The following is a 13,759-nucleotide window of genomic DNA, read 5'->3' as shown; positions in this document are numbered from 1 at the left end:
AGTCTGCTCGGTAGTTAGTCTTCGAGGTAGCGACTTTCAAGGTGTGCTTTGAAATGTTCCGGATTCAGGGTTTCGCCGGTCGCTTCTTTCAGCAGGTTATCTGTTGAAAGGAAGCTGGCTTTTTTCCAGACATGTCTGTCTAACCAGTTGAAGATAGGCTGAAGGTTACGTTCACGAATGAGGTTTTCCACATTCATTTCACGGCGCATAGCCGCCATGAACTGGGCCGCATACATAGCCCCCAGAGTGTAAGACGGGAAATAGCCAAAGCTGCCGTCTGTCCAGTGGATATCCTGCATGCATCCGTCAGTAAAGTTACCTTTGGTCGATAACCCCAGATACTCGGTCATCTTCTTGTCCCATAACTCAGGGATATCAGCCACTTCGATTTTGCCTTCAATCAAATCACGCTCAATTTCGTAACGTAAAATGATGTGTGCAGGGTAAGTCACTTCATCGGCATCGACTCGAATATAGCCAGGTTCGACACGGGTACTGAACAATGCCAAATTGTCTGTGCTCAACGCCTTATCGTTATTACGGTCAAATGCTTCGCGAGCTAACGGGGCGAGGATTTCAATAAAAGGCTTACTGCGCGAAAGCTGCATTTCAAAAAACAGGCTTTGTGACTCATGAACGCCCATTGAGCGTGCCTGACCTACAGGTAAACCATGCCACTGCTCAGGGAGTCCTTGCTCGTAACGGGCATGGCCAGTTTCATGGATAACCCCCATGAGTGCACTGGTAAAGTCAGCTTCATCATATCGGGTGGTAATGCGGACATCAGTCGGTACACCGCCACAAAACGGGTGCGTACTCACGTCCAACCTGCCGTGTCTGAAATCAAATCCCAATTTGCCCATGATATCCAGACTCAATGCTTTCTGTTGAGCTATCGGGAAGGGACCTTTAGGAGTAATAACCTGATCACTGGCTTGTTTTGCTCTGACTTGTTGAATCAATGCGGGTAGCCATGTTTTCACCTGACCAAATATAGAATCAATTTTCTCGCACGTCATGCCAGGTTCATACAGAGCCATCATAGCGTCATAACGGCTTAAGCCTGTTGCTTCAGCTCGAATCTGCGCTTCTTCTCTTGCCAGTTTAACAACGGCTTCAAGGTTCTGGCTGAACTCGTGCCAATTGTTTTCTTTACGTTGCGTCCGCCAGGCATGCTCGCACTTTGAACCGGCGAGCGATTTTTTCTCCACCAGATCAGCCGGTAGGATATTGTCATTCTGCCAGGAGCGCTTCATCTCTTGCAGGCTGATCTTTTGCTCTTTTGATAAAGATTCGGTTTCGGCTCTGGCGAACCATTCTGTCAGAGAAGGGGCCGTTGCGAGTTCATGATGGATAAGAGCCAGTTCAGCCATTGCTTCGGAGCGGGCGGCATTTCCGCCTTCTGGCATTTTTGCAGCCTGATCCCAGCTGCAGATAGCGGATAAGTGAGAAATCTTGGAAAGCTTTTTAGCGTGTTGCTCCAGTTTCTGATAGTAAGTCATTTTTAATCCTTTATCTTGACTTAGTAGCGTGCAGGACGGCTACAGACTTAATTGGACCTCACTCAGTTTCAGGCTCGCTTGTAAAATGCCAGAGTATGGAGATGCAACTCGGAATGAAGCAGCTCGGTAACCTGTAGAAATCATTCGTAGGAATAGCTGGTTATGAGCACGGATCCTATTGCGCAACGTACCACTGAGCAGGGGGTGCGTTACATATCACGGCGAGTACCTGAACGCATAAGTATCTATAGTATGATACGGATAAAACTTCCATATACCAGACTGTTCTTAGCAATTTTTTTGGTTTTTTGTGAACAAATCTTTATAGGTTGTGATGATTTTTGGCTGGTTTTTAGTGTTTTCAGCTTTATCAGTTCTGTCTGGTGCGTTTGATATGCAATATGTCTATTAGGTATCTTCGCCAGCGAAAATGATAAAAGGATTAAAAAAGCCGCAATGTCTGCGGCTTTGATAGGTGTAAAAGTTAATTAACCTGCAAGATATCTAACTTTTCACCCGGATCAAATTCACTGGCACCTTCGGAAGAGACGGGTGAGTTTGGTAGGTCTTCTTTATCAAAAGCGATATCACCACCGTTAATCGCTCCTGATTCCTTGTCGATTGATTTAAAGTCAAACAGGTTAAAGTCCGCCAGATGCGAGGGCACGACGTTTTGCATAGCGGTGAACATAGTCTCAATACGGCCCGGATACCGTTTATCCCAGTCGCGCAACATTTCTTTGATGACCTGACGCTGAAGGTTTGGTTGCGAGCCACAAAGGTTGCATGGGATGATCGGGAACGCTTTCATTTCGGTGTAGCGTTCAATGTCTTTTTCGCGGCAATAAGCAAGCGGACGAATCACTACGTGCTCGCCATTATCCGAGACCAGCTTAGGTGGCATGCCTTTCATTTTACCGCCGTAGAACATGTTCAGGAAAAGCGTCTCCAGCATGTCATCGCGGTGGTGACCCAGCGCAATTTTAGTTGCACCTATTTCCTTCGCCGTACGGTACAAAATGCCGCGACGCAGACGAGAGCAGAGAGAGCAGGTCGTTTTACCTTCCGGTACTTTCTCTTTGACTATTGAATAAGTATCTTCATTCACTATCTTGTACGGAACACCCAGAGATTCAAGATATTCAGGCAAGATATGTTCAGGGAAACCAGGTTGTTTCTGATCAAGGTTAACTGCAATCAATTCAAAGCTGACAGGGGCACTGCGCTGCAGGCTGCTCAACATTTCCAGCATGGTATAGCTGTCTTTACCACCAGACAGACAAACCATAATGCGATCACCATCTTCGATCATATTATAATCAGCAATCGCCTGGCCCGTGTTTCGGCGCAGTTTCTTTTGCAGCTTATCGAAGTTGTATTTCTGTGCCTTTGTAAGCTCTTGATTCTGAGTCATTGCTTCTCTCTTTCGCATCGATTGAATCACTCTGTCAACCGACGGTAAATGCATTGAGCACGATGATATAAGTCGTTATGAATTATCATCGATAAAGGTTACCGTGAGCAGGGTTCGCGATCTGTGCTCACTGGCAAATTTCATGGCGGGTATGATACGGATTCCAGCGTCGGATTCCAGCGTGATTTTCATCTTAATTGATAATTAAGCGGCTAAATGGCAGTTTGAGCGATTGTTGTCGGTGAAAAGCACGCCTGCGGGTTGAAGGCGTGCTTTCAGAGCAAGATTATTGGTTAGGATCCAGAGGGCTGATGTAGCCGTCTGGCTTGAGGGCAAGCAAGTCGCAGTTGAGGCTGTCAATAGTGTGCTCAGCTGTATTGCCGATGAAGACAGCAGAAAGCCCGGTCCGGCCGGTGGTGCCCAGTATTACGAGTTCTGCATCCAACTCTTCTGCCACTTTTGGGATGACGTCTTCAGGCAATCCTTCGACGACATGGGTTTTACCTTCATCAATACCGTGTTTTTGCCTCAGTGCCTTCATTGATGTCAGATGGTGGCCTCGTACCGCATCTGTGTAGGTTGCAGGGTCAAATTCAGGTAATTCAATCGTAATGTTAACCGGGGTGGCAGGGTAGGCATTGACCAGATTGACTTCGGCAACCAGTACTTCTGCCATGTTCTTAGCTTCGCTGATGATTTTATCGTTCAGTGCTTCGTGCGTATCACTTTCGGCTGCTAAGTTGACACAAGCCAGTACTTTTCCGTTTTCGGGCCAGCTGTGCTCTTTGACCAAAAGCACGGGGCATGGACATTTGCGCAATAAATGCCAGTCGGTAGGGGTAAAAATCACAGAGCCGATTTTGTCGTGTTTATGAGTGGCTTTTATCAGTAGGTCGTGATGATGGCTGTACACCTCGGCTATAACGGCTTCATAGGGGCGATTGTGCCACACAACAAGGATGTCGATATCAACGCCAGCGGTGACATGAGGGCGGATAATGTCTTTTAACCATTCTTCGCGCTGTTGGATAACCCCGCGTCGCATGGCCTGGCGTTCATCCGACGAGAGCATGGATGTCATTTCGTAAGAAAAATCGTAAATGGCAAGGAATACAGTGATGTGAACATTCTCACTTTTTTCAGCGAGGTGTACTGCGCGTGACAAAGCCGGTTGGTTGTCCTGCAGTGGATCGGCCACTACGAGGATGTTTTTGTATGTGTTCATAACTGCCCCCTGTCTCAACGGATTCGCAATCGACCTGATCTGAAAAACTGTTTGTATTCAGATTAGTATATTCACTGTAACGGATTGCTGCGAGGAAATGGAGGACTTTGAAGAGGAATTACAGTAAAAGTTGATGGGCATCAAGCCCATCAACTTTTATAAAACTATTTACAATTAGTCGCACCGGCTAGCAGAGCTAGCTGCTCACGATCGAGAACCGTGATGTACTTGCCTTTCACGCCAATGATCTCGGATTTTTGGAAACGTCCTAACAGACGGCTGATTGTTTCAACCGTCAGTCCCAGATAGTTTCCAATATCGCCACGGGTCATAGTCAGCCGGAATTCGCGGGCAGAAAACCCACGCTCTGAGAAACGGCATGACAAATCATAGAGAAACGCTGCCAGACGCTCTTCGGCATTTTTCTTAGAGAGCAGCAGGATCATATTCTGATCGCTTTTAATTTCACTGCTCATCAGGCGCATAATTTGCTGTCGGAGCTTAGGCACCTTACCGGCAAGCTCATCCAATGTTTCAAACGGAATCTCGCATACCATAGAGGTTTCGAGAGACTGGGCAAAACTTTGGTGTTTATGGTCGTTGATAGCGTCAAAACCCACCAAGTCGCCAGCTAAATGAAAAGCGGTAATTTGTTCGTCGCCTTGCTCGGTGATGGTATAGGTTTTCACTGTGCCTGAACGAATAGCGTACAGCGCTTTCAGCTCGTCCCCGGCTTTAAATAACTCCTGACCCTTATGGATAGGCTTTTTACGCTCAATAATGCTATCTAGCTGATCTAACTCTGCGTCATTGAGAGTAAAGGGGATACACAACTGACTGATACTGCAATCCTGACAATGGATAGCACATCCACCGGATTGAATGCGTTTTGTGGAGATTTTATCTGAATTCATAAACTGTGGCCTGACCAAGTTCGGATACTCGGGTCACTCTATCACACTCTTATTCATAATGACGAGTATAAAACATTAGGAAAATTGTGTGATTGCGACATAACCTGTGTGGATACCGTATGCCAATAACAATAATGCACTGGTTTTTTTAAATATCTGATTGGAAAGCCATTGTTTAAGCGTTTCTGCAAAGCTGCCTACTAACAGCATGGCTGGCAAAGTTCCCAGACCAAAGGCCAGCATGACGCCGGCACCTGAGCCTGCATTGCCAGCCACAGCCGCCCAACTCAACATTGAGTAAACTAATCCGCAGGGTAACCAGCCCCATACCAGTCCAAACGGAAAGGCCGCAAGGGGAGATTTCAGTGGTAACATCGACTTAGCTAAAGGCGAGATAAAACGCCAGAGTGATTGGCCGAGAGCTTCAATTCTGGTGACCCCTTGCCACCACTGGCCAATATACAGGGCGAGAAGAATCATCATCACTGCGGCGAAAATGCGCAGGAAAAGGAGCGCAGTGCTTAATCCACTTAATGCAGCCATACCTGCCACTGCGCCACCAATAACAGCTCCGGCTGCTGCGTAAGAAATCAGGCGTCCGGCGTTGTAGCAAAGTAAGTAAGGAAAACGGTGGCTTTGCTGTTGCCCTGGCATGCCTAAGGTAATAGCGGCAGCGATACCACCACACATCCCCAGGCAATGGCCTGCACCCAGCAGGCCAATAACAAAAGCAGCGAAAAAATCTGTGTTCACTGTTTTTCCTTGCCCGTTTGTTCATCATCCGTTTTTTGCGCGGGTTGCTTTTCTTCATTCTCATCAAACAGGATGTCGTATCCCTGTCTTTCGAGGTCTTCAAATTGTTCTGATTTGACGGCCCAGATAAAAATGGCAACGGCAATGCAGACGAAGATGATTGCAATCGGGATGAGTAAATACAGGCTAGCCATCTTCTTTCAATAACCTCAGTGAATTAGAGACAACAATGATGGAGCTGGCAGACATGCCTAATACTGCAATATAAGGTGCAACCAGTCCGGCAACAGCCAGAGGCAGAATAACAAGGTTATATCCTAATGCCCATGATAGATTTTCCCGAATGATCTTCTTAGTTTTCATTGCCAGGCGTCGTGCTTCCAGCACTCGGTTTAAGTGATCTCCAAGTAAAACCATATCTGCAGACGATTTAGCAACATCCGTACCTCCACCCATTGCAAGTGACAGATGAGCGCCAGCCAGCACAGGTGCATCATTAACGCCGTCACCAATCATCAGGGCGACCTGATCTTTGGCGAGACTGTTAAGGTAATCGAGTTTACCTTGCGGAGTCGCACCGCTAATCAGCTTGTCTACAGAAAGCGTTTTTGCCACGCGAGCGGCATTGTCGGAGTTATCGCCCGTGAGCATTGTGACCTGAATCCCTTCGGCCTGAAAGGCACTGACCAGTGACTGACTGTCATGCCGGATGGGATCATCCAATTGGAAAGCGGCGATAGCTTTACCGTTACAGGTGAGCCAAACCTGAAAGCCCTGGTCTGGAGAAGGGGCGTTTTCACCGTTTAACGCAAAAGCCTGCTTCCCGATTCGCCATTCATTTCCCTCTCTCATGCCTTTGAGGCCAAAGCCGATTTCATTTTCAACCTCATCAAAGGAAAAGGCTGAATTTCGATAACCAGAAAAAGCCCGGGCGATAGGGTGGTTTGCAAAGCGTTCCAGCTCGGCAGCGATGCTCAGGACCTCTGTTTCATCGTAACTGTCAAAGCAGACTGTTTGGATGACTCTGACATTTCCTTCGGTTAAGGTGCCGGTTTTATCTATAACCAGTTGGTTCACATTGCAGAGTGTTTCCAGAACGTGTCCGCGCCGGAGCAGAATGCCTAGACGGCCAAGACGTGAGGTAGCACAAGTCAGTGCGGTTGGTGTTGCCAGCGACAGGGCGCAAGGGCAGGTGGCAACCAGCACAGCCAGCGTAATCCATAGCGCATCATCGGGTTTTACCTGGTGCCAGTAAAGCCAGGTACCCGCTGCAATGATAAGAATAACAGCGACAAAATAACGGGCTACCACGTCGGCAACTTCTGCAATTTTTGGCTTCGTTGCCTGTGCTTCATCCTGAAGACGAATGATGTTCGAAATAAGGGAGTGCTGGCGGTCCTGAGTCACTTTCACGGTCAGGTTACCGTCACCGTTAATTGTGCCGGCAAATACAGTATCATCCTTGCTTCTGCGTACGGGGAGCGGCTCGCCAGTCAGCATTGACTCGTCGATTACACTGTGACCTGCCACAATAACACCATCGGCAGGTAAGCTTTCTCCGGGCAAAACTGTGACAACGTCACCTGTCTTTAGGCTTTTCGCTGCAATCTGGCGACCATCAACCAGATTTGCCATAGCCGGAATCAATTTAAGCAGATTGGCGCTGGCTGCAGCGGCTTTACGGCGCGCCCTCATCTCAAGATAACGGCCGATTAATAAGAAGAAGGTAAACATCGAAATGGATTCGAAGAACACTTCGCCCTTTGTTGTAACAGTGGCATAAAAGCTGGCCACGTAAGCGAAGATCAGCGCAATAGAAACAGGGACATCCATGCCTAATGTGCGTGCTTTGAGGTTCCGCCAGGCATTCAGATAGAAGGGCAGTGCTGAGTAGAGAAGCACCGGGGTGGCGAAAAGAAGGCTGACCCAGCGGAAATAGTTTCGGAAGCTTTCATCCAGATCACCAAATACCTCAAAGTACAGCGCAACCGCCAACATCATCACCTGCATGCTGGCTAAGCCAGCGATACCTAAACGGTACAGGTAGCTCTTCATCGTATTGTGGTAATGCTGCTCTTGGTTATCTGCCTCAAAAGGGGCCGCTTTGTAGCCTAAACGGTGAATGGCGGACAAAAGAGTGCTGAGTTTAGTCTGCTCGGGGTTCCAGCTGAGCAGAGCGCGGTGCGTGGTGGTATTGACGCGAATGTTAACTAAGCCTGTTTCGCGTTTGAGTTGTCGTTCAATTAACCATGCGCAGGCGGCACACGATACCCCTTCGAGTGACAGTGTGACTTCGTTGGTGTTGTCGCTGGTTCTGACAAAGTCTTGCTGAATTTCTTCGTTGTCATACAGGGCAAGGGACTGCAATTGCTGAGGAATCAGATCGGCTTTATCTGCTGTTGCAGTCCGATACTCATAATAGGATGTCAAACCACTGTCGACTATAGTGCTTGCCACAGCGTGGCAGCCCGGGCAGCACATACTGCGTGCTGTTCCCAGGATGTCGACTGTTAAATGGGTATCATGTGGTACAGGATCACCACAGTGGTAGCAAGAGGTTGTCATCCTTTGTTTTGTCCATACAGCTTAATCGGATCGGATGAGGGCAGGTTAAGACGGCCATTCAGCATCCATTCTCCCTGAAACGGCTCTACTTCGACAAACCATGGGCCATCAATCGACTCTGGTGCTGTGAATCGGTAGCGGCCTTTTTGGTCCGGGCTGATCATTTGGGTGAAGTCTTTTTCCGCTAAGGTGCGGTGAGTAAAGAGAACTCGCAGCGTTGGAAAGTCAGGCAGCTCACCTTTGTCCAGAGATAGGGTGATATCTTGCTCAGTAACCTTGATATCCGCCTTTATTTTCAGGGCGTCTGCGACACGCAGTCGCGAAAAGTCCTGATTAATGCCTTTTCCTTTCTTGTAATAGTCTTCAGCAACCAGATCCACTTTGTTCTGAGAGAATATATACAGCGCAGTCATGCTGTATGTAATGGATAGGGCTGGAATCGCAATTATGAACCAGGGCCAAAACTGCTTATACCATGGCTTTTGCATTGTGAATCCTTTTAGTATCTATAAAAAGAGCCCCTGATTTTAGCAGGGGCCCTATGACTTAGCTTCAGTGAAATTGTCAGCAAACGTCAACAATTAACTGATTCGTAACAGAAATCAGGATTACTGCTCGCTGTTGCTCAGGCCCCACACATAAGCAGAGATAAGCTGAACTTTTTCTTCGCCCAGAATGTTATCCCAAGCCGGCATAACACCCTGGCGACCGTGAGTAATAGTATCAACGACCGCACGACGTGAACCACCATATAGCCAGATATTATCAGTCAGGTCAGGCGCACCAAATGCTGGGTTACCTTTACCATCCGTACCATGACAGGCAGCACACACCACAAAGCGTTGTTTACCCGCCGCAGCCTCTTTGGCATTCACTTTACGGCCAGACAAACTCAGAGCGTAACTTGTTACTTCTTGTACACCGTCTTCGCCTAAGGTGTCAATCCATGCAGGCATAGCGCCTGTACGGCCATGCATGATGGTGGTTTTGATGGTTTCAGCTTCACCGCCATACAACCAATCGTTATCGGTCAGATTAGGGAAGCCCTGCTGACCACGCGCATCAGAGCCGTGGCACTGAGCACAGTTCTGCAGGAACAAGCGCTGACCTACACGGCGAGCATCTTGATCGGCTGCAATTTCTTCGATTGGACGAAGGTTGTTACCAGACTCGTCATAGGCAAGGGTTTTAAACAGCTCGCCATAAGCTCGTTCTGCATCACCCAATTCTTTGGCATATTGATCAAGCTCTTGCGCTTGCTGAGAGTTAGCAATAGATGCTTTTGACTCAGCTACTGTGCGAATAGTCTGATCTGAACTCTGCCACCCCAAAAGCCCCTTAAAGTTGCCCAGGCCAGGATATAGCGCCAGATATACCAAAGAAAAAACAATGGTTCCCCAGAACATATAAGACCACCACTTAGGTAGTGGGTTATTGATCTCGCGAATACCATCGTATTCGTGGCCCATGTCCTCACCTTCTTCAACACCCATTTTGTCCTTGCTACACCAAGCAAGAATGGCAGCAATTGCAGCCAGGGTGCCAAGCGTGATGACGATGATCCATACACTCCAAAACGTCGACATTCTTATTTGCTCCTGTCTTTTTCACGCGTGGCCACATCCTTCTCCTCGTCTGCAAATATCAAATTAGCAGCTTCGTCGAATTGGGATTTACGGCGTTTACTGTAGGCCCAAAGGACAATACCAATAAAGCTACCGAACAGAATCACAGTCCAGATACTATGAATGGTTCCGATATCCATGGTGCCTCCTTATTTCATCGCGTGACCTAGAGACTGAAGGTAAGCAATAAGTGCGTCCATTTCAGTCTTGCCTTTCACATCATCACCTGCTTTCGCAACTTGTTCGTCAGTGTAAGGTACACCGAACTTATCGCGGAATAAGGCAAGTTTTTTAGAGGTTATTTCGCCATCCAGTACATTTTCTTCCAACCAAGGGAAACCGGGCATGTTAGATTCTGGTACTACATCGCGGGGGTTACGCAAGTGTACACGGTGCCATTCATCGGAATAACGGCCGCCTACACGAGCCAGATCCGGACCTGTACGCTTAGAGCCCCACAGGAATGGATGCTCCCAAACACTTTCACCTGCAACAGAATAATGGCCATAACGTTCAGTTTCTGAACGGAATGGACGAATCATCTGGCTGTGGCAAACGTTACACCCTTCGCGGATATAAATGTCACGGCCTTCCATTTCCAGAGCAGTGTAAGGGCGCAGGTTTTCTACAGGCTCAGTCGTTTGTTCCTGATAAATCAGCGGCGTGATTTCTACCAGCGCACCCAAACTGATTGCAATCACAATCAGGATGGCCAGCAAACCAACATTTTTTTCAACAAGTTCGTGACGAAAGCTCATCAGTTTTACTCCTTATGCTGGTTGCTCTATGGCTTTCAAGCTGTCTTTCGGTGCGGCAATAGTTCTGTAAGCGTTGTAAGCCATCAGGAACATGCCGGTTACGAAGATAAGACCACCACAGAAACGCACGAAGTAGAACGGATAAGACGCTTGCAGAGCTTCAACAAAGCTGTAGGTCAGGGTACCGTCGGTATTCACCGCGCGCCACATCAGACCTTGCATCACACCAGAAATCCACATAGCTACGATGTACAGAACCGTACCAATAGTAGCCAGCCAGAAATGCACGTTTACCAGTTTGATAGAGTACATACGCTCTTGGCCGAACAGTTTTGGAATCAGGTGATATACCGAACCGATAGAAACCATGGCAACCCAGCCTAACGCACCTGAGTGAACGTGGCCGATTGTCCAATCGGTATAGTGAGACAGGGCATTGACTGTCTTAATCGCCATCATCGGGCCTTCGAAAGTAGACATGCCGTAGAACGACAGTGACACTACCAGGAAGCGCAGAATAGGGTCATAGCGCAGTTTATGCCAGGCACCGGACAGCGTCATGATACCGTTGATCATGCCACCCCAGGATGGCGCAAACAGTACCAGAGACATCACCATGCCCAGTGACTGAGTCCAGTCAGGCAATGCGGTGTAGTGCAGGTGGTGCGGGCCAGCCCAGATGTACAGAGAAATCAGTGCCCAGAAGTGCACGATAGACAAACGGTAGGAATAAACAGGACGACCGGCTTGTTTCGGGACGAAGTAGTACATCATACCCAGGAAGCCAGCAGTAAGAAGGAAACCTACGGCATTGTGCCCATACCACCACTGAACCATGGCATCGACTGCACCAGAGTAAACAGAATACGACTTCGTCATTGAGACCGGAATCGCCATGCTGTTCACAATGTGAAGAACGGCTACCGTCAAAATGAATGCACCGAAGAACCAGTTTGCCACATAAATGTGGGAGGTCTTTCGTTTAATCATCGTTCCGAAGAACACGACAGCATAGGAGACCCAGACAACGGCAATCAGTATATCGATTGGCCATTCCAGTTCAGCGTATTCTTTGCTGGATGTATAACCCATCGGCAGCGTAATAACTGCTGATAGAATCACGGCTTGCCAGCCCCAGAAGGTGAACGACGCTAACTTGCCACCAAACAACGTGGTTTGACAGGTACGCTGAACGACATAATAAGATGTCGCGAACAGTGCACTGGTACCGAAGGCGAAGATAACTGCATTAGTATGCAGCGGACGCAGACGGCTGTATGTCAACCAAGGGGTGTCAAAGTTAAGCGCCGGCCAAACCAACTGAGCGGCAATAAATACACCAACGCTCATTCCAACAATACCCCACAGTATGGTAGCTAGGGTGAATTGCCGAACGACCGTATAGTTGTAGTTTTGATCAAGCTGCTTTTCTTGGCTCATGTTGCATGCTTCCACTAAAAAATTTCAACTACACTCTTGTTTTCTTTGCGAACAACTTCATTTCGCAATGCCACCCAAAGCTTAGACAAATCCTGTGTTGTTTTTATAAACAATTCGACACGGAAATTGCTATTTTGTTGTAAAAGTGGCATTTTCAGCACGCATGATACTTGAGATAAGAAATGATTGACAGTGTGAAGGGTGGGCTCATGCCGCGGCTCACTATTTTTATGCAAAAAGTTTGAACTATGTAACATGGGAAATGTATACAATCATGGCCGCACAGAAACTAACGAAAGCTCGGTTGATCCAAATTCTGCTCCTACTTGCTGTTCTGATTGCGGCATTCGTATGGAGAACAATTACATACAAATCTGACAATAAGGCAGAGGAAGCACTAAGGCCTTGCGAGAGTTCAGTAGAGGAATGCACTGATAAAGATGCAAGGTAGAAGCTGAAAGTACTCCGGGATACCAGCTTGGAAAAAGGCAATAAACGGGTACCAGTAGCTGCTCTCTTTGTATTTAAAGGTGTCAACTTCGGCAGAGCAAGGGGACGATTTATTAATTTGGTATCAGGAGTATGTGTTAGCACTCAAGCTATTGAAATGTGAGTTATTTTAATGCTTTAACACCATGTTGCTCTGATAAGTCAAACTTGCAAGTACCAGATAAGGATTCAGAACATTATTTTTCATGTGAAAATAATTAAAGTTCATTAAAAACAATCGTATAGAACATAACTCTCATCTATTCACTAGGTTGAATCTTTTCCTGTGTCGTTATGATGGTTTTTTATCCAAAACTCGGTTCGAAACGTTGAAAACCTGTCCGTTGATGTGCGAGGCTTTGTGACTCACCAGAAAACGTACCATAGCTGCCACGTCTTTGAATTGATTTACATCATTTTTTAGCACATCTGTCCGGTTAAGAATGTATCGGGCAGCATGGACAGTAACATCAGGTGATAAGCTATTGGCCAAAGCTTCAGTCAGTCCAACCAGGCCTTGGCTGCATACGGCGAGTAACTCGCTGTTAATGGCAGATTCATGAGGGGTAGGGACAACATGAACAATAGCCCCCTTTGTTGTTTTCAGAAGAGGCAGGCATTGTCTGGCGGTGAACAAGGTTGCTGTTAACTGGTGGTGAAGTGCCTGGTTCCAATCAAATAAATCCATTTCAGTGAAGGGGATGCCCACATCCGGAAGTGATACCGATGGGTTAATAACAAGTGCATCAAGTCGGCCGAATTGAGATTCAATCTCCCGGGCGGCTGCGGCAACGTCTGATTCCTTACTGCAATCTGTATTGCGAAACCGGACTCGTGGATCTTCTGCAACCAAATCATAACCTGCATTTTCGTCATTGCTCAGTGACATGACAATAGACTGAGTTGCAGCAAGCTCTTTACAGATATGTTTGCCTAACTCTGTTGTTCCTTCTGTGACAATGATTACTGGTTGCTTTGTCATACCCAAATCTTCTTTGTCGAATAGTTAAATACTAATAACGGTAAATCGCACACAGACTTAAGAGTTTTTTTTATAAAAATTCAATACTCTGC

General features: G+C 47.3%; 13 protein-coding genes. All 13 read right to left on the bottom strand.

Annotated elements, in window-relative coordinates:
- Positions 1-14: 14 nt before the first annotated feature.
- The 13 genes from IFO68_RS17550 to IFO68_RS17490 all read right to left on the bottom strand — a co-directional run bounded on the left by IFO68_RS17550 (position 15) and on the right by IFO68_RS17490 (position 13,667).
- Positions 15-1,502 carry a carboxypeptidase M32 gene (locus tag IFO68_RS17550; protein ID WP_192017119.1) on the bottom strand — a complete coding sequence of 496 codons (1,488 nt, stop codon included), beginning with the start codon at positions 1,500-1,502 and terminating at the stop codon, positions 15-17.
- A 484-nt stretch (positions 1,503-1,986) separates the two neighbouring features.
- On the bottom strand, positions 1,987-2,916 hold the full coding sequence (ttcA, locus tag IFO68_RS17545) for a tRNA 2-thiocytidine(32) synthetase TtcA (protein ID WP_192017118.1): 930 nt from the start codon (positions 2,914-2,916) through the stop codon (positions 1,987-1,989).
- A gap of 286 nt (positions 2,917-3,202) precedes the next feature.
- The gene (uspE, locus tag IFO68_RS17540; RefSeq protein WP_192017117.1) at positions 3,203-4,141 is read right to left on the bottom strand and encodes a universal stress protein UspE; all 939 of its coding nucleotides are present in this window, start codon (positions 4,139-4,141) and stop codon (positions 3,203-3,205) included.
- A gap of 164 nt (positions 4,142-4,305) precedes the next feature.
- A complete protein-coding gene (locus IFO68_RS17535; RefSeq protein WP_192017116.1) occupies positions 4,306-5,055 on the bottom strand; it encodes an FNR family transcription factor in 750 nt (249 codons plus the stop codon).
- A 75-nt stretch (positions 5,056-5,130) separates the two neighbouring features.
- A complete protein-coding gene (locus tag IFO68_RS17530; RefSeq protein ID WP_192017115.1) occupies positions 5,131-5,808 on the bottom strand; it encodes a sulfite exporter TauE/SafE family protein in 678 nt (225 codons plus the stop codon).
- A complete protein-coding gene (ccoS, locus tag IFO68_RS17525; RefSeq protein WP_192017114.1) occupies positions 5,805-6,002 on the bottom strand; it encodes a cbb3-type cytochrome oxidase assembly protein CcoS in 198 nt (65 codons plus the stop codon). The genes IFO68_RS17530 and ccoS overlap by 4 nt, the downstream gene beginning before the upstream one ends.
- Positions 5,995-8,373: a heavy metal translocating P-type ATPase gene (locus IFO68_RS17520; RefSeq protein WP_192017113.1), complete on the bottom strand. Its 2,379-nt coding sequence runs from the start codon at positions 8,371-8,373 to the stop codon at positions 5,995-5,997. The genes ccoS and IFO68_RS17520 overlap by 8 nt, the downstream gene beginning before the upstream one ends.
- A complete protein-coding gene (locus IFO68_RS17515) occupies positions 8,370-8,861 on the bottom strand; it encodes a FixH family protein (RefSeq protein ID WP_192017112.1) in 492 nt (163 codons plus the stop codon). The genes IFO68_RS17520 and IFO68_RS17515 overlap by 4 nt, the downstream gene beginning before the upstream one ends.
- 120 nt (positions 8,862-8,981) lie before the next feature.
- On the bottom strand, positions 8,982-9,959 hold the full coding sequence (gene ccoP, locus IFO68_RS17510) for a cytochrome-c oxidase, cbb3-type subunit III (protein WP_192017111.1): 978 nt from the start codon (positions 9,957-9,959) through the stop codon (positions 8,982-8,984).
- 2 nt (positions 9,960-9,961) lie between these two features.
- Positions 9,962-10,138 carry a cbb3-type cytochrome oxidase subunit 3 gene (locus IFO68_RS17505; RefSeq protein WP_027252218.1) on the bottom strand — a complete coding sequence of 59 codons (177 nt, stop codon included), beginning with the start codon at positions 10,136-10,138 and terminating at the stop codon, positions 9,962-9,964.
- 9 nt (positions 10,139-10,147) lie between these two features.
- The gene (gene ccoO, locus IFO68_RS17500; protein ID WP_192017110.1) at positions 10,148-10,756 is read right to left on the bottom strand and encodes a cytochrome-c oxidase, cbb3-type subunit II; all 609 of its coding nucleotides are present in this window, start codon (positions 10,754-10,756) and stop codon (positions 10,148-10,150) included.
- A 12-nt stretch (positions 10,757-10,768) separates the two neighbouring features.
- Complete coding sequence (gene ccoN / locus IFO68_RS17495) at positions 10,769-12,196, bottom strand: cytochrome-c oxidase, cbb3-type subunit I (RefSeq protein WP_192017109.1); 1,428 nt, start codon at positions 12,194-12,196, stop codon at positions 10,769-10,771.
- 781 nt (positions 12,197-12,977) lie between these two features.
- The gene (locus IFO68_RS17490; RefSeq protein WP_192017108.1) at positions 12,978-13,667 is read right to left on the bottom strand and encodes an SDR family oxidoreductase; all 690 of its coding nucleotides are present in this window, start codon (positions 13,665-13,667) and stop codon (positions 12,978-12,980) included.
- Positions 13,668-13,759 lie beyond the last annotated feature (92 nt).

Origin of the sequence: Photobacterium arenosum, assembly GCF_014841115.1 — a bacterium.
Lineage (GTDB): Bacteria > Pseudomonadota > Gammaproteobacteria > Enterobacterales > Vibrionaceae > Photobacterium > Photobacterium arenosum.
Note: the sequence above shows the minus strand (reverse complement) of the source record. Positions and strands in the feature narration are given on the sequence as shown.